Source organism: Paenibacillus sp. FSL H3-0329 (assembly GCF_037963285.1).
In the GTDB taxonomy this organism is placed as follows: Bacteria; Bacillota; Bacilli; order Paenibacillales; family Paenibacillaceae; genus Paenibacillus_AQ; species Paenibacillus_AQ odorifer.
In genome coordinates this window covers 2922626-2943693 of record NZ_CP150150.1, presented here as the reverse complement: position 1 = coordinate 2943693, position 21068 = coordinate 2922626, and the positions used below count along the sequence as shown (strand labels likewise).

Here is a 21068-nt window from a genome sequence, read left to right as displayed (position 1 = left end):
TGAAACCCCTTCTGCTGTTAATCCTTTTAAACTATCTTATTCCGAAGGTGATACATGACTTCCCCAGATAGAGATCCCTTCATTAGAAACCGCGGTGAACGTCATAACATTACTGGCTGTAGCTTCATTCCACTCTTTCAGGAACACACCCTTATAATTAGAACCACCTATCGTTAACTCTGCAGTATGATCGTCGATAAGCTTCCACTTGCCCTTAACCGCGCCTTTGATTTTACCACTCTTCGTCAATTGAATTAGCTCTGATTGCACGATATCAGCCGTAATCTCTTTATTATGATTTACATATTTGTATTCGCCTGCGATTTGCTCTTTCGTATATTTATCAATGGTCTCGCCGCCATAACGGTGTGGTGCGACCACCGGCCAGCCATCAGCGTTCATGAACATTTGATGTACTCTAACCTCATGCTTTTCACCACGATTCGGGAACCGTGTATGGAAGGTCAAATAATACTTGCCAGTCTCTTCATCGTAAAATGCGGAGTTATGTCCTGGTGATACATATCCTTCCCCACTTACTGGGAGCTCATCGTCATTATTCAGGAATTCGAAATTCCCCATGAGTTTAACTCCGTAAGGAGCATAAGCAGGATCATCAAACAATACGCCAGCTGTGCCCTGTGAATGGATCATATCCTGGCCCTCAGAATCTTCAAAAGGTCCATCAGGTGTCTTCGAGCGAGCTACACGGATGTTATATCCACCATCTGCAGCCAGACCTCCGTAGGATAAGAACAGATAGTAGTAATCCGTCTCAGGACTGTACAGCATATAGGGAGCTTCTATCCGCGCATGATTTGCGCCTAGAAGCTTTTTGCCATAACCTTGGTCTGGCAGTGGGAATCCTGTGCTTGTATCCAGTTCCATAATAAAAATACCACCAGAATAAGAACCATACACCATCCACAATCTGCCTTCTTTATCAAAGAACACATCCGGATCTACAACATTCGGCTTTTGTGTGGCATCATAAGTTTCTCCGTCATCCCCTGCGCCCACCATACCGGACTTCAGAAAGATCCCTTTGTTCTTATAAGGTCCTTCAATATGGTCTGACACGGCTATACCGAGTGCTGATAATGGGGAATCGCCTTTACAAGCGTTGTAATACATATAATATTTGCCATCCGCCAATTGAATGACATCCGGAGCCCATAAGGTGTCCGTCTTTCCCCAGGTTAAGGCCTCTTTTAATTCCTCTTTGACATTCGGGATGAGTACGTTTCCATCAACAACTCCAGAGGACAATTGAGTCCAGGACATCAGGTCGTCGGATTTAGCAGAAGCCAAATGAGAGCCAAACACATAGTACTTATTATCAGCCAAAATAATGGATGGATCATGTACAGAAACATTTTTAAAGACAGGCTGAACAGGCTCAGGTCCGCTGTTTGTGTTGCCAGAGTTAGCCGTGTCGTTGTTGCATGCGGTTACAGCTAATAATGAAACACTAAGTAAAGTAGTAATAATTATCTTCTTCATCGTTATACCCCCTATGTATGCCTTTTCATTTTGAGATGAAAACGATAAATAGTCAACCCTTTTATTTAATTAAGTTCGTATTAATTCATACTTATTTAAATAATAGTGAACATTTTAGAAAATAAAAAAAACGCTAAGCCAACTAAATGGCCTAACGTTTCCTCTTATTATTTAGTTAAAACAAGTTGCTTACTTAGCGCCTTCTTGCACTAAAACAGGCTCTGGATAAGCGTTCTTAAGCACACGTTGTCTATTCTTAACAACTGTTGGTGGTTCCACCTTAGGAGCCATCGGATGCATTAGCCAAGATTTCACCATATGGGTATCCGAAACCTTATACATTGGAGGCTCTTTCTCCATATCGATTTGCATAGCATAGGTGCTGCGAAGTGCGAAGGCATCACCCTTAGGCGGTTTGATCAAATCTGGAGGTGTACCAGGAATCGCGGTAAGCAAAGAACCTTTGCTCTCAAGACTTGGCATGGATGCAAGTAATCCCCAAGTGTAAGGATGTCTTGGATCGTAGAAGATCTCTTCTGCAGTTCCCATTTCAACAATTTGTCCGGCATACATTACCGCTACACGATCCGCCATTCTTGCTACAACACCAAGATCATGGGTGATAAAAATAATCGCCGTATCAATCTTCTTCTGTAATTCCTTCATCAGGTCAAGAATCTGTGCCTGAATGGTTACGTCGAGCGCTGTAGTTGGCTCATCCGCAATCAGAAGCTTTGGGTTTGCTGCAAGTGCCATTGCGATAACGACACGTTGACGCATACCGCCACTGAACTCATGTGGATATTGATTGAAGCGGCGCTCTGGTGAAGGAATACCTACTAGCGTAAGCAGCTCAATCCCACGTTTATTTGCAGCTTCTTTGGAGATTTTCTCATGTTTGTGCAGTACTTCAGTTATTTGTCTGCCGACCTTCATCATCGGGTTCAAGGAAGTCATCGGATCCTGAAAAATCATACCGATCTCTTTACCACGAATCTTCTGCATTTGCTTTTCAGTCTTACCGATCAAATCTTGTCCATCAAATAAAATTTGTCCACGTTTATATTCTCCTGGCGGCGTTGGAACTAGCTTCATTACCGCTTGTGAAGTTACACTTTTACCGGAACCGGATTCCCCAACAATCGCTAGAGTTTCACCTTTATCTACATGGAAGCTAACACCACGGATCGCTTGTACTTCTCCACCGTGTGTTTTGAATGATATCGCTAGATCTTTTACCTCTAAAAGGCGCTCCATCTTGTCACCCTCTCATTTCCTCGTCAATTATGATAATGATTCTCACCAAGTTGTAAGCAATAAGTATTATTTTATCTAGTTCTAAGGGTTCTAGTCAAGATTTTTCTGAAAAAGATATGGTCAGCAGCAGCCTTATGTACTAGTTCTGTTTAATGCGAGCTCTATTCTTCACTAACAACCACAATATTGGCGGAAGCAGCAAAAGAACTAACAGTAGAGACCATCCGATATCTCCAAGGGATACCAAGTTGTCATTCAATAGTCGATAATACGCATAAAGAGAATAGGGAAGAACTACTAGTACTGCTGTAACTACCCCTGGTGCATATACCTTTAAATATATCGTCTGTCCTAGATGAGTAAATACATGTAAGAAAAATACCGCAAGCACTGCCAGGTACAATAAATAATTAGAAAAGAAAACTGCAATACAAGTTACCGTCACTATCAAAATATACACGAATAATACGTCCATTGCAAAATTACGTGTAGTCATTTGTAACATCGAATGATATGTCTTGCGCATAAACGAAGGAATTGCAGCCTCTAACTTGGTTCTATACTTTGCACCCCATGCTTCAATCGTTAATATTTCTTCAAAATCATGAAACATAAATAGGATCGGCAACAGCCACAGCAAACTTACGATATCTATATGTACACTTAGCCACTCAAGCATGTGAATCCTCTCCCTTCTCCTACTCAGCCTCCTTACCTTCTTATGTTGTGATCTTGCTGAAAATGTCCTAACCCATGAAACGGTCCCAACCTTCCAGCAGATTATCATGTGCCCACTGGAAATGGCCTTGGCTATCGTATTTACGCGAATAACACTCAATGAAATAAATTAAATCGATATATAAGTCGTAGAGCTTTTTGCGTGCACATTCATTAGGGCTATCAAAGCTGTCCCCATAACCTCTACAGAAATACTCAGAATTCTCAATATAGCGAAAATAATATTCCATAAGGTGATCGCCCCATAACGCCCGTTCCCAATCGATTAAAGCAACAATGCTTCCCTCTCGTACAAACACATTCCCATCCCATAGATCCCAGTGAACTAAACGTGGCTCAGTCACCACATCCATCACATGTATACGGCTGTTGATCTCCGCCTCAATCGTTTCTAAAGGAATGGGCATCTTTGCATCTAATCGCCGAGCATCATCAAGGAGGTTGCCAATTAAATTTTGAAAGGTTTCCCGCCAAGAAGTCCCCTTTATCTTCGAGGATACATTAAATAATCCGAAATGATCCCCTTGAATTTCATTAATAATCCGGCTATAACGACCTAATTCTTCCTCAATACAACTTCTTTGCTGCGGACTAAGCTCTTCCTTAATTTCATTATAGGGCTGGCCGATTATTTTCTCCATGAAAAAAAAGTCACTCGATATTAAATTTCTGCTGTTATCATAAGCGTATACCTCAGGCACAGGTACCGTTCCTTTAGACTTCATTAGCTGCATTGCCGCAACCTCTGTAGCCATGATATCGTGCTCGTAACTTAGCGTGTCTGTCTCATCAGATGGCGATATCTTAAGAATCGTAGCCCTGCCATCTGACAATAGAAGGTCATAAGCTGCGTTGAAATAACCTCCCGTCAATTCCGTACTTTGAATGATTTTCACATGGCTTCCAAAAGCAGCACCCACCAGGATGTCCTGCTGCTCAACCGTCAATTTTGTTTTAGTCTGACTTTCCAAGACTTCACCACCATACAGAGTTAAGTAAAAATGCAAAAATCCAACCTTTTAAAAGCCCAGGATTTATTGTATTAGATACAAGAAATATAAACAATCCTTCTCCATTGGAATGAAAATTGTTAAAATTAGAAATAACACGTATCATTAGCTGCTTTTCATGAAAGAGAGGAAACTATTATTATGATCATAAAACCTAGAACACGTGGCTTTATATGTACAACCGCACATCCGCAAGGCTGCGCTCGTCAAGTCGAGCGGCAAATTGAGTATATTAAGGCACAACCCGAGATCAAAGGACCACAGAAGGTGCTAGTCATTGGCGCATCCACAGGCTACGGCCTCGCCTCACGGATTACAGCCGCCTTTGGGGCTGGAGCCAGCACAGTAGGCGTATATCGGCCGAGCAGCAGCAATGGAACCCGTACAGCCTCTGCTGGGTGGTACAATTCTGCAGCCTTCGAACAACTTGCGGAGTCTGCTGGCCTGCAATCCTACAGCGTTACCGGAGATGCATACTCCAAAGAGACCAAAGAAAAAACTATCCAGCTGATCCGCAGCGAATTAGGACAAGTCGATTTGGTCATCTACAGTGTTGCTTCTGGGCGCCGTACAGATCCGGAGACAGGTGAAGTATATAACTCTGTTCTCAAACCTATTGGCGACACCTTTACCAACAAAACTGTAAATTTTCACACCGGTGAGGTAAGTCAAATCTCCATTGAACCCGCGACCGATAAGGAAGTTCATGATACCGTACGGGTGATGGGCGGTGATGATTGGCAGCTATGGATAGAAGCACTCCAGCAAGCCGGAGTATTAGCAGATCACGCAACCACTATTGCTTATTCGTATATCGGATCAGAGCTTACTCAAGCGGTATATCGCCAGGGAACCATTGGACTTGCTAAAGACCATCTTGAAGCTACGGCGAGAACACTTAACGAAGCGTTATCTGTTACTCACGGTAGAGCTTATGTAGCGGTCACAAAAGGTCTTGTCACACAGTCCAGCTCGGCGATTCCTGTAGTGCCCCTCTATATTTCCGCCCTTTACAAAGTCATGAAAGAGCACAGTCTTCATGAAGGTTGTATTGAGCAGACCTATCGGTTGTTTGCTGAACATCTCTATGCAGCGAAAGGAACTCCTGTGGATGAAGAAGGTCGTATCCGTATAGATGATTGGGAATTGTCTCCGGCAGTCCAGCAAGAAGTTATCGAAATCTGGGACCAGCTTACTTCAGACAATATCTACGACCTAACGGATCTGCATAGCTATAAACAGGAATTCTTCCAGCTATTTGGCTTCGAGACTGAAGGTGTAGATTACGAAGCTGATACTGATCCAGACGTAACTGTTATAAATCTGCGTTAAAATTTATCGTGTTTTTGGATTATCTTCTGCCTGAGGATAAGGGTTGTTCGAGAGCATACATTTCCTCTTCCAGAGATATCATCTTTTGCTCAATCATTTTTCGTGCATCTGCCAACGCTTGATTGTAAATATAAGGCGAAAGTTCTTTGAGCATAAAATCGAGAAGGTTCTCGCTGGCTAATTGACCAATTTCGTTAGACAGCTCTGTATCAAAATATTCTTGAATACTGGCTGTAATCTGAAGCTTATGTTCTCTCGGTATTTTTAACGGCTGCATGGTAATCCTCCAATCTAATTAGATACAGGAAAATGACGTGCTTTCGCACGTCATTTTTTACACCTATAACCTTCATTCACTGCTGCCTTTGAAACGGTTCCAACCCTCAGTCAAGTTATCGTGCGTCCAACGGACATAACCTTCGTCTGCATATTTGCGTGAATAACATTCAATAGCAAGAATAAGATCAAGATAAAGATCATAAAGCTTCTTCCGCTGAATCTCGTTTGGACTGTCGTAGGTTGTTCCGTACCCCTTATAGAAACTGGCAGAATTCTCAAAATGCCTAAAATAATACTCCATCAGCACATCGCCCCACAGGGCTCTCTCCCAGTCAATCAGCGATACGATGACTCCATCCTTCACAAATACATTCCCATTCCATAAATCCCAATGCACCAGTCGTGGCTCGGTTACAGCATCTAATGCAGGGAGATACTTGGAAACCTCCTGCATAATCTCTTCATAGGACGCAGGGAGCTGTGCATTCAGCCTCTTGGCATCAGCAAGTACACTTTCCATCAGGCATGAAAAGGTCTCTCTCCACGAGGCTCTTGGCTCCTCTGAATCCGTTCCAAAAATGCCAAAACGTTCTCCGCGTATCTCATTGATTATGCAATTGTAACGCCCCAGCTCAGTTTCGATAGCCTCTCTCTCCGGAAGTGAAAGACTCTCCTTCACATCACTGTAGGGCTGGCCCTCCACCTTCTCCATAAAGAAATACGGAATAGGAATGAGCAGCAGACTTTCATCATAATGGTAGACGGCAGGCACGGGCACGACACCCTTATCTGCAACCATTCGGAGAGCTTCCACTTCAGTTCGCATAATGTTCTTCTCGTAACTTAACGTATCTGTCTCTACAGCAGGGGCAACCTTTAGAATGACAGATTTCCCAGTGCTAAGTTCCAAATCATAGGCTGTATTAAAAAAGCCTCCGGTAAGTTCTGAACTAAGGTTAACTGCAGTTTCTGAACCGAAAACCGCTTTCACCAAAATATCCAGCTGTTCATCATTTAATTTAACTTTCGTGAAGCTCTCCATTTCGTTTAAACCCACCACATTTCTGTCAGTGGCTCCTCAATCAATACTTGTTGAAGGTTACTTACAGCTTTGGAGAAACCTTCTTCAATAGACATCAGCCCATCTTCATGCTCGATACTAACCACATAGTCATACCCAACCAAACGAAGTGCACTAATAATGTCAGCCCAAGTCTTAAGATCATGTCCAAAACCGACAGAACGGAACTGCCAAGCACGGTCAAGCATCTTGGTATACGACTGCATATCAGTTAATCCGTGCATGTTGACATTCACAGGATCAATAACGGTATCCTTCGCATGGAAGTGATGGATTGCACCTTGGCGTCCCAAAATATGAATCGCTTGCACAGGATCAATTCCTTGCCACCACATGTGACTCGGATCAAGGTTCGCACCGATCACTTCACCTGCTGCTTCTCTCAGCCGCAGCAAAGTACCTGGTGTGTGTACAGAGAATCCGCCATGCAGCTCAAGACCTACCTTTACATCGTGCTGAGCGGCAAAGGCACCCCATTCTTTCCAATAAGGAATAACCTTGTTCTCCCATTGCCAGTCCAGAATTTCTTGATAATCATTTGGCCATGGAGCTACAGGCCAGTTCGGATATTTAGCACCCTCATGATCTCCAGGACATCCAGAGAAGGTATTCACAACCGGAACCCCTAGCTTCTGCGCCAATTTGACCGAGTTTACGAAATCCTCATGATCCTTTTGAGCAAGTTCTTTTTGCGGGTGCAATGGGTTACCGTGGCAGCTCAAAGCACTGATTGTAAGTCCGCGAGATTCCACAGCATGTTTGAATTCTTGTAAGGCTGTTTCATTCTCCAGCAGCATTTTAGGGTCGCAGTGGCTGTTGCCAGGATTGCCTCCCGTACCGATTTCTACCGCCTTTAGCCCTTTGGATACTACATAATCAAGAGCATCCTCCAGCTTACGACCTCCAAACAAGACCATAAATACTCCAAGTTTCATTGTAGGCCACCTCCTCTTGGAAATAGTTTACTTATTATTTACCGTAGATATCAAAATTCTTCACCACTTGATTACTCTCAGCAGCTTCAAAAATAACTTCAATCAAATTCTGTACCCGCATAACCTCAGCGTTCTTAACGATAGGTTCTGCAGTACCCTCAATGACAGCAGCGAAATTATCATAAAAGCTAGAGCTTAACTCCGACGGCTGAGGTAATTCCTCAGTGATCGTTGCCCCCTCCGATGGAGGTGCCATAGTTTTAGTTAGTCCTACACCTGCACGAATCGGCTTCGGTTCGATTTTTTCACCTGCGTTATTTCTTGTAACCAATCTTCCGGTTAATGACCAGTCTTCAATAATTCCAGTGCCTTCGATACCCTTCACATACCATCTTGGCAATGTAATAAAGTTAGTCGTCCCAACCTCTACGATCGCTTTAATTCCATTCTCAAATTGCAGAATAGCTTCAAAGCCGTCATCGACATCGTTTCCTAAAATAAAGCTTAGACTACTGCTCACACTGGTGATTTTGCTATCAATCATGAATAATAGCTGGTCCAATAAGTGAACGCCCCAATCCAGCAGCATCCCTCCGCCTTGTGCCTTAACATGACGCCAGTCTCCAGGAATTCCGTTCGCTCCATGCACGCGGGATTCGATCTGGAATAGGGATCCAATCGTCTCCTCATCGTACATTTTTTTGATGGTTAAAAAATCTTCATCCCAACGTCTGTTCTGATGCACCATAAACACACGTCCAGCTTCATCAGCGGCTGCCAGTATTTCTTGAAATTCAACCTTCGATAGAGTAACTGGCTTCTCACAAATGACATGTTTGCCAGCTTGTAATGCACGAATCGCAATTTCTTTGTGCACATCGTTCGGTGTGGCAATTAGAATAATTTCGACCGAAGAATCTGCCAATACTTCTTCATAACTTTGGTACGCCTTGTAGCCAGCGTCGTTGGAATTGGTACGACGTGCTTCAAGCACATCGTACGTTCCAACTACGATTAAGGTAGAGGTCTCTTTTATCAATCCTGCGTGATAACTTCCCATTCCTCCAAAACCAACAATGACTACAGAATGTCTGTTTGAACTCATGAACTTCACACCTGCTTCTCGTTTAGTTATCTGATGTTCCGTCAAAATACACAGCACGACCTGTACGGGAAGATTCGTAAATAGCCTCCAAAATTTGGGTAACGACAAGGGCTTGTTCAGGTTTAACTACTGGTTCTTTATCTTCCCTAACTGCCTCAAGCCACAAGCGAGCTTCACGATCGGATTCACTCTCTTGTCCTCCGTTAAAGAAAGCTACTCCCCCTGCGGACAAGTCAATTTTAGTCTCGTATAGACGGCCACCACGGTCACCATTTAAGCGTAACCCGTCCTTCATATCTGCGCCACCCTCTGTACCTGCGAGGAGCGTCTTCGCTTCTCCAAATTCCGATACATTAAGAGCCCAGCTTGATTCCAGTACAATTGTAGCACCATTTTCCATGGTAATAAATCCAAATGCTGAATCTTCTACTTTAAATTGTTCAGGGTCCCATGGACCAAAGGCATTTCCGCCGTTTTTACGGTTACCTAGCTTATGAAAAGTCGAGCCCATAACACTACGCGGTTTATAATTGTCCATCATCCATAATGTTAGATCAAGCGCATGCGTACCGATATCGATCAGTGGACCCCCACCTTGCTTTTCTTCATCCAGGAATACGCCCCATGTAGGAACCGCACGACGACGTACTGCGATCGCTTTTGCATAATAGATTTCACCAAGCTCACCGTTTTCGCAAACGTCTTTAAGGTATTCACTATCCGCACGATAACGGTTTTGATAAGCTACAGACAATTTCATGCCTGTACGTTTAGCAGCCTCTAACATTTCCTGTGCTTGAGCTGTAGTCTTCGCCATAGGCTTCTCACACATTACATGATTGCCAGCTTCCAATGCTGCGATTGTGATCACGGAGTGACTGTCATTCGGTGTACATACATGCACGATATCGAATCCTCCGGCTTTCAAAAGCTCTTGATAATCTGTATATACAGCCGCGCCTTCAGCACCATAGGTTTTTGCTGCTTCCTGTGCACGTTCTTCGACGATATCACAGAAGGCTACCATTTCAGCATCTGCTTGACGTGACAAACTTGGCATATGTTTTCCATTAGCAATTCCACCGCAACCGACAATAGCAATTCTCAACTTTTTAGACATGAACATTTCCCCCTTGATTAGCGTATGCTTTTACCCATTTCAAACTATCTTCTACACTTTCTAATGGTGAACGGCTGCAATAATCCTGCTCCACTACCGCCCACTCTACCTTTGCCTGTACAGCCGCATCAAGAATTGCTGTAAGGTTTACTTCTCCTTCGCCTAGAACAACCGTTTCTGGTGAACCATCCTCATGTTTCTTCAAATCTTTCAGATGGATGATCGGCAACCGGCCAGCGTATTTGTTGATATATTCTACGGCATCATAACCTGCGTGATGTACCCAGCATGTATCCATTTCAACTTGCAGCAAATCAGCTGGCACTTCTTCAAACAAACCGTCAAACGCTGTACGGTCACCATATCGATCAGTTAGCTCAAAGTCATGATTATGGTACAAAAGAACCGCTCCACGCGCCTTGCACTTTTCTCCAATGATCTTCAGATTCGCAGCAACTTCTTCATAGTTACGTTGTTCTTCTGACAGATACGGCACAATCAGATTATGATTTCCAATCTCTAGGTTGTACGCAATCTCTGCCTCTGTATCATTTAACAACGCGTCATAGGGACGGTGTGCGCCCAGCGCAACTAATCCTAGTTCATCAAGCAGTTGTTTGACTTCTGCTGCGCTACGGCCGAAGTAATGGAAAAACTCCACGCCTTTATAACCAAGGGCTGCCACTTTACGCAGTGTCCCTTCAAAATCCTGTTCCAGTTCTTCTCTGAGCGTATACAATTGCAGGCCTATCTTCAGCATTTTCGAATCACTCCAATTGGATTTAAAGTTAGCTTTCTGTAGTGATAATCACTTGAACAATAATGCTGTAACAGAATTGACTAATCTGATTCTCATCAGTTTCCTTAAACTGTCATTCTTGTAAGCACAGCTAATACCGACTGTTTCTAGCGTTGATGGTCGATTTCTTTCTTTATTGCTTAGCTACATAGTAATATGAAAGCGTATATATTAAAATGAAGAATATGATTAAAACATGAACAATCTGCTTATCATTTCAATACACCTAGGAGGACCTATGACTCATTCTGCTACCTGTCACGTATTATCAGCCGGATTTTCTTTTCATCGCAAGCCTTTTCATATGTCTCAAAGTCAAGGGAACCAGAACTTTCTTATACGTCTGCAAACGGAAGGAAGAAGCCGTGCATTGATCGATGGTGTGATGTCACCTGTGGAAAGCGGGGATATTATGTTATTCGCTCCAAATGATCCTTACTATTTGATCATAGATAAAGAAGAGTACCCTGTAGGCAAGCCACGAATTGAAAGCGGAGATTATCATATTTTTTGTGGGGGAACATGGATTGATGAATGGTGGCAACGTTCACAAAGACCCACTCGCCTAAGTGTGCCGCTTAGTGAGAATTTTCTTGGCTTGTTTCGCCAGTTAATTCTGGAGCACCGTCGACTTTCCGACTTCTCTCCAGAAATATCTGCCTGCTATCTGCAAATTCTATGTATGGAAATCGACCGGCTAATTACAGACCAGCCAGCAATTACTCCAAAAGGTTATTTGGCATACCGAATGAAGCAATATGTTGAGGAGCACGCAACCGTACCCTTTCTATTGGAGGATGTAGCAGGTTTTGTGGGTATATCCGTCTCGCGAGCCGTTCATTTATTTAAAGAAGCCTTTGGGACCAGTATTATTAAATATGTAAACGATGTCCGACTGGAAATGGCCAGAGAACGGATAACCTTCAGTCCCATGCCGCTGGAGCAAGTAGCAGAAACTTGTGGTTTTGCGAACTATACCTATTTTCACCGCGTCTTCCGAAGCCGTTTTGGTATGTCACCAAGAGAATATCGTGTGCACAGCAGAGAACAGGTGTAAATGAAGAAACATGAGAATGAAATTATTCTTTTACAGCCGAAATGATCAGGAACATCGGTCTACGCTCCTCATCCTTCATCCATGGATCATTACTCATTTCTTCTAAAGGCTTTGGTTCTTTAACCGCTTTAATAGTAAAGCCAGCTTCAATCAGGTCATTAAAGTAGGTGGAAATCGTGCGATGGTATTTAATCACATTTTCTGTTAAGAATTTAGTTTCACGAAGTCCTTCTGATTGATAATGATCTACGGGCCAATGCAGGTGGTTACCTTGTTCATCGGTATACCAGTCTTGCTCTTCCCGTGAAGTAAAGATAGGATGCTCCACTGAAAAAATAAAACTCCCACCAGGCTTAAGAAACGCATGGACTTTGCGGCAGATGGCTGTAAAAGATTCAATATAGTGGAAAGCCAATGAACTGAGGACCACATCAAATTGCTCGCTCGTAAAATCAATGTCCTCAATCGGCAGCTGGATATAAGTTATAGCAGGATCGTTCGTTTTTTCACGCGCCTGTTGCAGCATTTTTTCAGAGATATCCACACCTATAACTGAACTCGCCTGCTGCTCACGGGCATATAGGCAATGCCAGCCGAAGCCGCAGCCTAGATCAAGCACACTTTTATTATGTAAGTCTGGAAGAAGTGCCTTTAATACATGCCATTCTCCTGCTGCTGCAAGCCCTCCGATAGATCGAGGCATTTGTTGGTAAGCTGAGAAGAAATTCGAATCGTCATATTTATTTTGTTTCATCTGGGATACATCTCCTATATATTATTTCTTCAATTACTATACGCTGAGCGACGTCCTCTTATCAAATAGCCAATAAAAAAGGAGCATCATCTTGGAAGATCTGCCCCTTATATCTATTCTTATTCAATTGTTCCTGCTTGCTTGGTGTTAACCGTACATGCTGTGAAATGGCTCCATAATCACTATTCGATCTACGACTCTGTGCTGCGCACCAGGCTCCGGAGCGCTCTGCCTTACGCAAGGCTTTTTGTGTCTTGGTTCGTGCCATGTGACACCACTCTCCTATTCATGGGTGAATGATTATTGATCTTACATCTATAAGACAACTTCATTTTAACATATTCCAGACTATGAGCGAAGCAAGAATTCCGTTACACTTAGAGCAAAGCTAGTATTCTATCTTATCTAAATAGATGCGGAGGTTTAAAGGATGAATTACCAGGTTTTGTATGAAGGTGCTTTTGCTATGTTAAAGGTCCAACTAAATCCCGGTGAAAGCGTAAAGGCTGAAATGGGCGCAATGGTCGCGATGTCACCTAACGTAGAATTAAAAGGAACCGTGGATGGTGGTTTAATGCGCGGTCTCGGGAGAATGCTGAGCGGTGAGAAATTCTTCTTTCAAGAACTTAGAGCGACCCGTGGTCAAAGTGAGGTATTGCTGTCACCTGGCTCACTCGGCGATATTCAGGCGATAGAATTAGACGGATCGTATAAACTGTTAGTTCAAAAAGACGGATTTCTCGCCGGAACTGAAGGCATTCAAGTAAATACCAAAATGCAGAATTTAACCAGAGGGCTCTTCTCCGGTGAAGGCTTCTTCATTGTAGAAATCAGTGGCAGAGGAACGGTGTTCCTGTCTTCCTTCGGTGCTATCCATGCGATTAATTTAGGACCTGGTGAAGAAATGATTATCGATAACGGACACCTCGTAGCATGGCCAGATTATATGGACTATAAGGTAGAAAAGGCAGCCTCTGGCTGGCTAAACAGCATAACCAGTGGTGAAGCACTTGTGTGCCGCTTTCGTGGAGAAGGTGTAATTCTCGTTCAGAGCCGTAACCCTGGCAGCTTCGGAACGTGGATCAAATCCTTTGTACCTACTCGAAGCTAGACTTCCTAAAACGCAGTAATCAAAAAAGACACAGGCTTGGACCCTGTGTCTTTAGGTTAGAAAGCGATCTTACGAGACTGCTTTATCTGCTTCTGCTTTTGCTTTTTTGCAGCCTGTACGTTTACATGTTCCATAAGTACCCTTGAAATCAAGGCGATGATCCGTGACGTTAAAGCCATATTCACGTTCCACTCTTCTCTCCAGCTCCACAAGCCAGTCGTCCTTAATTTCCTCCAACCGACCGCATACGCTGCATATCAAATGATGATGCATATGCGAATGATCGTTCCCGCGCAAATCGTAACGGGCAACTCCGTCTCCGAAGTTCATCTTCTCTACAATGTGTAGCTCACATAAAAGCTCAAGTGTACGGTATACCGTTGCCAGGCCCAGATGTGGATAGCTGTTCTTAACAAGCATATATACTTCTTCTACGCTTAGATGATCCTTCTCATTGTCGAGCAGAACGTTCACTATAGCTTCACGCTGAGGCGTTAATTTATATTTTTGCGCCGCAAACAATTGACTGATATTTGATATTTGATCCATTTGGTCTCCTACCTTCCCGGAACGATTTAACATCCGTACCCTCTGAGACGCTCCTATTTATGCAGTTTGGACAAACCATAAATAGTAATCGTTACGATATAATCATAACAAAATTAACCACGAATGAAAAGAGCCTGACATCATTATATCATTTCATGCCACTTATCCAAAGTACTACACCCCAATCTGGCCCATATTTCTATTAAAATCTACTTTTTCGTGAAATAATACAGATTAGACCGCAACCTTTCCATAATTTACAACGTTAAAGGAGTGACAAAGGCTAAGGAGCCTATCCATACAACGAGGTGAAAAGACATGAACATGAAAAAAAGCACACTAGCAGCGATCACAACCGTAGCCATTTTCTCCTTTTCTTTGGGTGGTCAGATGTTTGCAGCTGGGAACACCTTTAAGGATATTGATAACATAAACGGCAAAGAAAAAATCATTTCTTTAAAAAATCAAGGGTTAATTAAAGGTGTCAGCGAATCTCAATTTCTCCCTGGCTCTAAGGTAACTACAGCCCAAGGGATTCAGTTTATCTCCGGCGGTCTCCAGCTTAGCCTCGCGGCCATTGATTTTAACAAAGCTCCTGTTGCCAGCGGCTTGTTCACAAAAGTAAAAGACAAAGCCTGGTACGCTGAAGCCTTTATCAATGCTTATTACAATGAAGTTAAGCTTCCTAAAGACATTGATCCTAACCTCATTATGACCAAAGAGCAATTCACTAACTATCTAGTGCAAGCGATCGAAGGCGTTGGCAATCTGCCGATGATCAATATCGTTCCAGTAGATATCGCTGATGAAGCTTCTCTGACTCCTGCGTATCAAGGCAGTATTCAGCGCTCCCTGAAATACAAGATCAATAGCCTGGATGCTAACGGAAAGTTTAATCCAAAAAGCGAACTCACCCGCGCCGAAGCAGCGATTATGCTCTACAACGCTTTGGAATTTCTGAAAACTGGAGTATAAGCCAAATTTCAGATACTCTTCTCATTTGAATAATCTACACATGAAAAAGCAGCTCCGGATGATTCCCGAGCCGCTTTTTCGTGTATATTGTCTTTCTACTCTTCTTCACCATTCAGTCTGTTCAGAAATTGCAGAGCCCGGGGATTCTTCGGATGCTCCAGCACTTCTTGCGGAGTCCCTTGCTCTAAGATATGACCACCATCCATCAAAATGATCCGGTCCGCTACATCGGCGGCAAATTTCATCTCGTGGGTCACAATCACCATAGTCATACCTTCTGCCGCTAATTGTTTGATAACCTTAAGCACTTCCCCTACCAGCTCAGGATCGAGCGCCGAAGTGGGCTCATCAAACAATAACACTTCTGGATCTACTGCCATAGCCCGGGCGATGGCCACTCTCTGCTGCTGTCCACCTGACAGCTGATGTGGATAGTTATCAGCTTTATCTGCCAAACCCACCTTAGCCAGCAGCTGAAGCCCCCGCTTGCGCGCTTCTTCCTTGGATCGTTTCAGGACAGTTACCTGTCCCTCCATCACATTGCCAAGCGCAGTCATATGCGGAAATAAATTATACGATTGAAAGACCATCCCTGTTTTCTGACGAAGGGCCAATACGGAATTCTGAGGAATTTTCTTATGATCTGTAAAATTGATGGTGATATCACTGAGCGACAGGCTGCCTTGATCCGGGATTTCCAACAGATTAAAACAGCGCAGCAGTGTAGTCTTCCCGGAGCCAGATGGCCCAATAATGACAAGTACCTTTCCATGCTCCATTTTCAGATCAATACCCTTTAACACTTGGAGTGCGCCGAAGGATTTATGCAAATTAATGATTTCAATCACAAGTATCTCTCCTTTAGGTCGCAGAGTAACGATCGAGTCGTTTCTCCAAGTAATTTTGCAGCGCCGACAGCACAGAACAGAACACTAAATAAAACAATCCTGCTTCGGAGTATACCAGCAGAGGCTCATAAGTGGTAGAGGCTACCTGCTGTGCGGTTCTAAACATCTCCGTATAGGTGATGATCGCTGCAAGCGAAGTATCTTTAACCAAGCTAATAAAGGAATTGGATAACGGCGGTACAGAAACGCGCGCAGCTTGTGGCAGAATTACGCGGCGCAGAGCCTGCCCACGAGTCATCCCGACTGAGAAGGCAGCTTCCCATTGGCCTTTATGTATCGACAGGATAGCAGCGCGTACGATTTCCGATGAATAAGCCCCTACGCTAAGAGTAAATCCAATGGTGGCGGCAATGAAGGGGTCGAGTACAATACCAACAGCCGGCAAACCATAAAATATAATAAATAGCTGCACTAACAATGGGGTTCCTCGAATAACCCACACATAAAAACGGGCGATTAGCTTCGGAATTACCCACGGTGAAAGACGTGCCAGCGCGGTTAGGATCGCCAAAATCAATCCAAGCACAAAGGAAAGTAGCGCCAACGGAATGGTAAAAGCCACCCCGGCTTTTAGCAGGGGTAGCAGTGTGTCTAAGAAAATTTGTATTTTGCGGTCATCCATTATTCAGACATCCTTTTTAGCTTCCAGGCTTAATTAGCCTTGCTAGCCTTGTATTATTTTGAAACGTCAGCTCCAAAGTATTTCTCGGAAATTTTCAAGTACGTTCCATCACTCTTCATCTCTGTAATCGCATCACTGACCGCTTTCACCAGCTCATCATTGCCTTTCAGGAATACTGCGGCACTTTGTGATCCTTCAGGAATCTCATCAACCACTTTAATTTTTGCATCTGGTTTTTGTTTTTTTAGATCCAGATAAGACAAGCCATCATTCACAGTTGCATCAATACGTCCCGAAGTCAGCAGATCCATCGCTTGATTGAAACCGTCCGTAGCTACGATTTCAGCATCGTTCTCACGAGCGATGTCGGATAAGTTACTTGTCAGGGATTGTCCGGCTTTTTTACCCTTAAGATCGGCAAAGGTCTTAATATCCTCATTGTCTTCGCTCACGATCAATACTGCTTTGGATACGATATAGGGTTCAGAGAAATCATATTTCACTTTGCGATCTTCGTTAATGGAAACTTCATTAAAGATTACATCAAACCGTTTCGCATCCATTCCAGCGAAAATACCATCCCACTGAGTTTCAAAAAATTCAGCTTTAACACCTAAACGTTTTGCTACTTCTTCAGCAATTTCCACGTCAAAACCAGTCAATTTCCCCGCAGTGTCATGATAAGTAAAAGGCGCATAAGTCCCTTCTGTACCTATCCGCAATTTGCCGCTGGCTTTCACAGCCTCCAAACTGTTTTGCGCTGAAGATGCTGCTCCACCATTCGTTCCAGCTGTAGGTTCAGCAGCCGTATTGGTATTCGAATTATTGCCGCAAGCCGCTATAAGGACCACGGTTAACGCCAATATAATAGTTAAACTCCATTTTTTCATTATTAAATCCCCTCTCTCTACCCGGATTTTTTCCGGTAAATTGAATAGTACACTGCCATCACATGATCGTCAATACTTTTTTCCGATTATATACATCGGAATTATAATATTAACTAGATTCCTACCTATATCTTACCCAATCTTGGATTAATCCTTCACTTCTTTCTCTCTTTACTTCTCAGAAAGATATGGTATATTTATTAACAAATTAATATGGACCTGTTATTTCACTAGGGGAGTCGGCCGACTGAGACGGAGCTTCAAGCTCCGGACCCTTGGAACCTGATCTGGATCATACCAGCGGAGGGAAGTGGAGCAGAATTTTCATCAAGCATGTTAAGTGTTATTATGCAGAATGAACTTTTTGACCCATTCATTTCCTCTGGAAATGGATGGGTTTTTATTTGTTTAGGCGCTCCACAAAAATTTTAGGAGGTTTGATCATCACGACCATTTTATCTATTCAAGGCCTAACCTACTCTTTTCCGGAATCTGAGCAACCCCCTGTATTCGCAGATCTATCCATGGATATCAGGCAAGGGGAATTCGTCTCCGTAGTAGGTGCTAGCGGATGCGGGAAAAGTACATTTTTCAAAACGATTGCCGGTTTACTCGAACCTACTCACGGAAAAATAAAACTCTCTACGCACCCGTCAACCGCTAGTCGTTTAGGTCAGATCGCTTATATGCCTCAGCAGGATTTATTGCTGCCTTGGAGGACAGTGCTCGACAACTGCCTTTTGCCTTGGGAGATCAAGCCCAGATTCAATAAACAAGAAACGATCACTCAGATTCGGGAAATGTTGACCCGCTTCGGCTTAGCAGATGTAGAGAAGGCTTATCCCCATGAACTTTCGGGTGGAATGAAACAGCGAGTCGCATTTCTGCGCACCTTAGTGGCTGGAGGCGGAAGTGGTCTTATGCTGCTGGATGAGCCCTTTGGCGCTCTCGATGCCATGACCAAACGCGAGATACACCGTTGGCTGTTGGAGTTATGGGGTGAATTGAATCAGACGATTATGCTCATCACTCATGATCTGGAGGAAGCACTATTGCTCAGTGACCGGATTTATTTATTATCTGGCGGTGCGCACAGCGAATTACAGGAGATCGTTGTGGATTTACCAAGGCCAAGACATTATAAGATGAACTACGAACCCCGGTTTATAGCACTGCGTGCAGAGCTGGAGCGGAGATTACATGCGACCTATACCTTTTAAAAAACATCTAGACAACTATGGTCCCTTCCTTCTTCTGGTACTGCTCATTCTTGTAATCTGGGAGTCAGCTGTTCGCCTTCACATGATTCCAGCCTTTATTCTCCCTGCACCTTCCTCTATTGGAATCGCATTGATCGAGCACAGGCAATTATTATTTGGACAGCATTTATTGGCGACGTTACAGGAGATACTGGTGGGTTTTGTCCTTTCTGTTATTTGTGGTGTATTGCTGGGCACTGGAATGTTCCTGTATCGCCCCATAGAAAAGGCCATCTATCCCTTTCTTATCATTAGCCAGACGATCCCATTAATTGCGCTATCCCCCATTTTTATTATGTGGTTCGGATATTCGCTGTGGAGCAAAGTGGCTGTGGTGTTTTTGACGGCTTTTTTTCCAGTCGTAGTGAGTACATATGATGGACTTCGTACAAGTGGCCAGACTTACAAGGACTTATTATTAACATTTGGTGCAAACCGCTGGCAGCTGCTTGTCAAAACCCAAATTCCACTGGCGTTGCCTGCTTTTTTCTCTGGCTTAAAGCTGTCCATTGTATACTGCGTCATCGGAGCTACTATCGGGGAATGGCTCGGCGGCAGTAAAGGACTCGGTTACTTCAGCCGCAGAATGGCCGGAAATATGCAGAGCGATGAAATGTTCGCGGCTGTATTTCTGCTGTCCGCGCTTGGTGTGGTGCTTTTTCTGGCGATAGCTTTACTCGAACAATTATTTTTAAAGAAAAGAGGATCAAACCAATGAATCATTTAAAATCCCCACAACGAGGACTTATTTCTGTATTTCTAGTATGCACACTTTTGCTCTTAAGCAGCTGCGGGAAGGCAGACAAGATAAATAACAACTCCCAAACCGATCCCTCCAATACCGAAAATAAGCAGTCACACAAGCTGACGATTATGCTTGATTGGTATCCCAATGCCGTTCATTCCTTTCTATACGCTGCGCAACAGCAAGGTTTTTTCCAAGAGGAAGGTTTGGATGTCGAGATCAAAATGCCTGCAGACAGCAATGATTCCCTAAAGCTTGTTGCAGCGAATCAAATTGATCTAGCGCTCAGTTATCAGCCTCAGGTACTTATGGCACGCGGCGAGAAAATCCCTGTACGTTCGATTGCAGCAATCGTGCGGCATCCACTGAATCATCTGATGGTTCCTCAGGCTGGCAGTATTCATAGTCCAAAAGAGCTCGCGGGAAAACAAATCGGCTATTCCTCCATTCCGCTCTATGAAGCGATGATTCGGACAATGATCCAGAGTGATGGAGGCGATCCTTCATCCGCCAAGCTGATTGACGTAGGTTTTGACCTCATCCCTGCGATCTCTACTGGACAAGTAGACGCAATAATGGGCGGGTTCATCAACCATGAACAACTAATCCTTGAAAAAGAGGGACATCCGGTCACTTCGCTTAATCCAACGGATTACGGAGTGCCTGACTATTATGAGCTTGTGCTGGTGGCCAGCGAACAAGGATTGCAAAATTCTGAAGCCTACTTTAAAAAATTTCTAAATGCCATTACAAAAGGACAGGAATTTGTGGAGCAGAATCCTGAACAAGCCCTGGATTTACTGGTTGCACATGAAGATGCAACTTCACCGCTCGACAAGGAGATTGAGAAAAAAAGTCTTGAGATTCTGCTGCCGCTGATGAATGCTGGCGATCAATCTTTTGGATATCAAGACCCGACATCTTGGGAAAAGGTTCAGCAGTGGTTATCCACCAACAATCTTCTACCAGAGGATATTAAAGCACAGGAAGCTTTTATCAATCTGTAATGTTTAGTTAGTTGTTCATACAAGCTTGAGGA

23 protein-coding genes and 1 riboswitch are annotated in these 21068 nt (G+C 43.6%); of the genes, 7 read left to right on the top strand and 16 right to left on the bottom strand.

Annotated features, from left to right (window positions below):
* Nucleotides 1–36: 36 nt before the first annotated feature.
* The 4 genes from NSQ66_RS12825 to NSQ66_RS12810 form a co-directional block, all read right to left on the bottom strand.
* On the bottom strand, nt 37–1503 hold the full coding sequence (locus NSQ66_RS12825) for a family 43 glycosylhydrolase (protein ID WP_076141499.1): 1467 nt from the start codon (nt 1501–1503) through the stop codon (nt 37–39).
* Between the two features lie 189 nt (nt 1504–1692).
* Complete coding sequence (locus NSQ66_RS12820; RefSeq protein ID WP_036686331.1) at nt 1693–2760, bottom strand: ABC transporter ATP-binding protein; 1068 nt, start codon at nt 2758–2760, stop codon at nt 1693–1695.
* A 139-nt stretch (nt 2761–2899) separates the two neighbouring features.
* Nucleotides 2900–3439 (bottom strand): HXXEE domain-containing protein, encoded by a 540-nt coding sequence (locus NSQ66_RS12815; RefSeq protein ID WP_076141500.1) that lies wholly within the window; start codon nt 3437–3439, stop codon nt 2900–2902.
* A 67-nt stretch (nt 3440–3506) separates the two neighbouring features.
* Nucleotides 3507–4469: an aminoglycoside phosphotransferase family protein gene (locus NSQ66_RS12810; protein WP_052096993.1), complete on the bottom strand. Its 963-nt coding sequence runs from the start codon at nt 4467–4469 to the stop codon at nt 3507–3509.
* 180 nt (nt 4470–4649) lie between these two features.
* On the opposite strand from NSQ66_RS12810, the gene fabV reads away from it, so the two are divergent.
* Nucleotides 4650–5840 carry an enoyl-ACP reductase FabV gene (fabV, locus tag NSQ66_RS12805; protein ID WP_036686328.1) on the top strand — a complete coding sequence of 397 codons (1191 nt, stop codon included), beginning with the start codon at nt 4650–4652 and terminating at the stop codon, nt 5838–5840.
* Nucleotides 5841–5859: 19 nt separating this feature from the next.
* Here the strand turns inward: fabV and NSQ66_RS12800 are convergent, their stop codons facing one another.
* From NSQ66_RS12800 to NSQ66_RS12775, 6 genes are all read right to left on the bottom strand, one after another.
* Nucleotides 5860–6117, bottom strand: a complete 258-nt coding sequence (locus NSQ66_RS12800; protein ID WP_076101696.1) for a DUF2164 domain-containing protein — start codon at nt 6115–6117, stop codon at nt 5860–5862.
* A gap of 72 nt (nt 6118–6189) precedes the next feature.
* Complete coding sequence (locus NSQ66_RS12795) at nt 6190–7179, bottom strand: aminoglycoside phosphotransferase family protein (protein WP_249267716.1); 990 nt, start codon at nt 7177–7179, stop codon at nt 6190–6192.
* Complete coding sequence (locus NSQ66_RS12790; RefSeq protein ID WP_076101695.1) at nt 7167–8135, bottom strand: sugar phosphate isomerase/epimerase; 969 nt, start codon at nt 8133–8135, stop codon at nt 7167–7169. Before NSQ66_RS12790 ends, NSQ66_RS12795 begins: the two co-directional genes overlap by 13 nt.
* A 34-nt stretch (nt 8136–8169) precedes the next feature.
* Nucleotides 8170–9240 (bottom strand): Gfo/Idh/MocA family oxidoreductase, encoded by a 1071-nt coding sequence (locus NSQ66_RS12785; RefSeq protein WP_038570443.1) that lies wholly within the window; start codon nt 9238–9240, stop codon nt 8170–8172.
* Nucleotides 9241–9262: 22 nt separating this feature from the next.
* The gene (locus tag NSQ66_RS12780) at nt 9263–10360 is read right to left on the bottom strand and encodes a Gfo/Idh/MocA family oxidoreductase (RefSeq protein WP_036686323.1); all 1098 of its coding nucleotides are present in this window, start codon (nt 10358–10360) and stop codon (nt 9263–9265) included.
* Nucleotides 10353–11120, bottom strand: a complete 768-nt coding sequence (locus NSQ66_RS12775; RefSeq protein WP_036686321.1) for a sugar phosphate isomerase/epimerase — start codon at nt 11118–11120, stop codon at nt 10353–10355. The genes NSQ66_RS12780 and NSQ66_RS12775 overlap by 8 nt, the downstream gene beginning before the upstream one ends.
* Nucleotides 11121–11397: 277 nt before the next feature.
* Between NSQ66_RS12775 and NSQ66_RS12770 the strand changes: the two genes are divergently transcribed.
* Complete coding sequence (locus tag NSQ66_RS12770; RefSeq protein WP_036686319.1) at nt 11398–12216, top strand: AraC family transcriptional regulator; 819 nt, start codon at nt 11398–11400, stop codon at nt 12214–12216.
* A gap of 22 nt (nt 12217–12238) precedes the next feature.
* Here NSQ66_RS12770 and NSQ66_RS12765 read toward each other — a convergent pair whose 3' ends face one another.
* Nucleotides 12239–12970, bottom strand: coding sequence for a class I SAM-dependent methyltransferase (locus tag NSQ66_RS12765; protein ID WP_038570441.1), 732 nt, complete (start codon nt 12968–12970; stop codon nt 12239–12241).
* A gap of 61 nt (nt 12971–13031) precedes the next feature.
* Nucleotides 13032–13238 carry a hypothetical protein gene (locus NSQ66_RS12760; RefSeq protein ID WP_036686317.1) on the bottom strand — a complete coding sequence of 69 codons (207 nt, stop codon included), beginning with the start codon at nt 13236–13238 and terminating at the stop codon, nt 13032–13034.
* 162 nt (nt 13239–13400) lie between these two features.
* On the opposite strand from NSQ66_RS12760, the gene NSQ66_RS12755 reads away from it, so the two are divergent.
* Nucleotides 13401–14081 carry a TIGR00266 family protein gene (locus tag NSQ66_RS12755; RefSeq protein ID WP_036686316.1) on the top strand — a complete coding sequence of 227 codons (681 nt, stop codon included), beginning with the start codon at nt 13401–13403 and terminating at the stop codon, nt 14079–14081.
* Between the two features lie 69 nt (nt 14082–14150).
* Here NSQ66_RS12755 and NSQ66_RS12750 read toward each other — a convergent pair whose 3' ends face one another.
* On the bottom strand, nt 14151–14630 hold the full coding sequence (locus NSQ66_RS12750) for a transcriptional repressor (RefSeq protein ID WP_036686314.1): 480 nt from the start codon (nt 14628–14630) through the stop codon (nt 14151–14153).
* A 318-nt stretch (nt 14631–14948) separates the two neighbouring features.
* Here NSQ66_RS12750 and NSQ66_RS12745 point away from each other — a divergent pair, with 318 nt between their 5' ends.
* Nucleotides 14949–15605, top strand: a complete 657-nt coding sequence (locus tag NSQ66_RS12745) for an S-layer homology domain-containing protein (RefSeq protein WP_038570438.1) — start codon at nt 14949–14951, stop codon at nt 15603–15605.
* A 95-nt stretch (nt 15606–15700) separates the two neighbouring features.
* On the opposite strand, the gene NSQ66_RS12740 is transcribed toward NSQ66_RS12745, so the two are convergent.
* The 3 genes from NSQ66_RS12740 to NSQ66_RS12730 are packed head-to-tail and all read right to left on the bottom strand — an operon-like array spanning nt 15701 to nt 18025.
* Entirely contained in the window at nt 15701–16453 is a 753-nt protein-coding gene (locus tag NSQ66_RS12740) for an amino acid ABC transporter ATP-binding protein (RefSeq protein ID WP_036686311.1), read from the bottom strand.
* Nucleotides 16454–16466: 13 nt separating this feature from the next.
* Nucleotides 16467–17135 (bottom strand): amino acid ABC transporter permease, encoded by a 669-nt coding sequence (locus tag NSQ66_RS12735; RefSeq protein WP_036686309.1) that lies wholly within the window; start codon nt 17133–17135, stop codon nt 16467–16469.
* A gap of 53 nt (nt 17136–17188) precedes the next feature.
* A complete protein-coding gene (locus NSQ66_RS12730) occupies nt 17189–18025 on the bottom strand; it encodes an amino acid ABC transporter substrate-binding protein (RefSeq protein ID WP_076141501.1) in 837 nt (278 codons plus the stop codon).
* Nucleotides 18026–18247: 222 nt separating this feature from the next.
* Nucleotides 18248–18351, top strand: a riboswitch (TPP riboswitch).
* 111 nt (nt 18352–18462) lie between these two features.
* On the opposite strand from NSQ66_RS12730, the gene NSQ66_RS12725 reads away from it, so the two are divergent.
* The 3 genes from NSQ66_RS12725 to NSQ66_RS12715 are packed head-to-tail and all read left to right on the top strand — an operon-like array spanning nt 18463 to nt 21036.
* Complete coding sequence (locus NSQ66_RS12725) at nt 18463–19245, top strand: ABC transporter ATP-binding protein (RefSeq protein WP_249267717.1); 783 nt, start codon at nt 18463–18465, stop codon at nt 19243–19245.
* On the top strand, nt 19226–20002 hold the full coding sequence (locus NSQ66_RS12720; RefSeq protein WP_081383570.1) for an ABC transporter permease: 777 nt from the start codon (nt 19226–19228) through the stop codon (nt 20000–20002). The genes NSQ66_RS12725 and NSQ66_RS12720 overlap by 20 nt, the downstream gene beginning before the upstream one ends.
* Nucleotides 19999–21036, top strand: coding sequence for an ABC transporter substrate-binding protein (locus NSQ66_RS12715; RefSeq protein WP_038570429.1), 1038 nt, complete (start codon nt 19999–20001; stop codon nt 21034–21036). The genes NSQ66_RS12720 and NSQ66_RS12715 overlap by 4 nt, the downstream gene beginning before the upstream one ends.
* Nucleotides 21037–21068 lie beyond the last annotated feature (32 nt).

Bases quoted from the DNA above. Each gene is read 5' to 3' on its own strand.
- NSQ66_RS12825 (WP_076141499.1), bottom strand. From the start codon at position 1,503: ATGAAGAAGATAATTATTACTACTTTACTTAGTGTTTCATTATTAGCT.
- NSQ66_RS12820 (WP_036686331.1), bottom strand. From the start codon at position 2,760: ATGGAGCGCCTTTTAGAGGTAAAAGATCTAGCGATATCATTCAAAACA.
- NSQ66_RS12815 (WP_076141500.1), bottom strand. From the start codon at position 3,439: ATGCTTGAGTGGCTAAGTGTACATATAGATATCGTAAGTTTGCTGTGG.
- fabV (WP_036686328.1), top strand. From the start codon at position 4,650: ATGATCATAAAACCTAGAACACGTGGCTTTATATGTACAACCGCACAT.
- NSQ66_RS12800 (WP_076101696.1), bottom strand. From the start codon at position 6,117: ATGCAGCCGTTAAAAATACCGAGAGAACATAAGCTTCAGATTACAGCC.
- NSQ66_RS12790 (WP_076101695.1), bottom strand. From the start codon at position 8,135: ATGAAACTTGGAGTATTTATGGTCTTGTTTGGAGGTCGTAAGCTGGAG.
- NSQ66_RS12785 (WP_038570443.1), bottom strand. From the start codon at position 9,240: ATGAGTTCAAACAGACATTCTGTAGTCATTGTTGGTTTTGGAGGAATG.
- NSQ66_RS12780 (WP_036686323.1), bottom strand. From the start codon at position 10,360: ATGTCTAAAAAGTTGAGAATTGCTATTGTCGGTTGCGGTGGAATTGCT.
- NSQ66_RS12775 (WP_036686321.1), bottom strand. From the start codon at position 11,120: ATGCTGAAGATAGGCCTGCAATTGTATACGCTCAGAGAAGAACTGGAA.
- NSQ66_RS12770 (WP_036686319.1), top strand. From the start codon at position 11,398: ATGACTCATTCTGCTACCTGTCACGTATTATCAGCCGGATTTTCTTTT.
- NSQ66_RS12765 (WP_038570441.1), bottom strand. From the start codon at position 12,970: ATGAAACAAAATAAATATGACGATTCGAATTTCTTCTCAGCTTACCAA.
- NSQ66_RS12760 (WP_036686317.1), bottom strand. From the start codon at position 13,238: ATGGCACGAACCAAGACACAAAAAGCCTTGCGTAAGGCAGAGCGCTCC.
- NSQ66_RS12755 (WP_036686316.1), top strand. From the start codon at position 13,401: ATGAATTACCAGGTTTTGTATGAAGGTGCTTTTGCTATGTTAAAGGTC.
- NSQ66_RS12750 (WP_036686314.1), bottom strand. From the start codon at position 14,630: ATGGATCAAATATCAAATATCAGTCAATTGTTTGCGGCGCAAAAATAT.
- NSQ66_RS12745 (WP_038570438.1), top strand. From the start codon at position 14,949: ATGAACATGAAAAAAAGCACACTAGCAGCGATCACAACCGTAGCCATT.
- NSQ66_RS12735 (WP_036686309.1), bottom strand. From the start codon at position 17,135: ATGGATGACCGCAAAATACAAATTTTCTTAGACACACTGCTACCCCTG.
- NSQ66_RS12730 (WP_076141501.1), bottom strand. From the start codon at position 18,025: ATGAAAAAATGGAGTTTAACTATTATATTGGCGTTAACCGTGGTCCTT.
- NSQ66_RS12720 (WP_081383570.1), top strand. From the start codon at position 19,226: ATGCGACCTATACCTTTTAAAAAACATCTAGACAACTATGGTCCCTTC.
- NSQ66_RS12715 (WP_038570429.1), top strand. From the start codon at position 19,999: ATGAATCATTTAAAATCCCCACAACGAGGACTTATTTCTGTATTTCTA.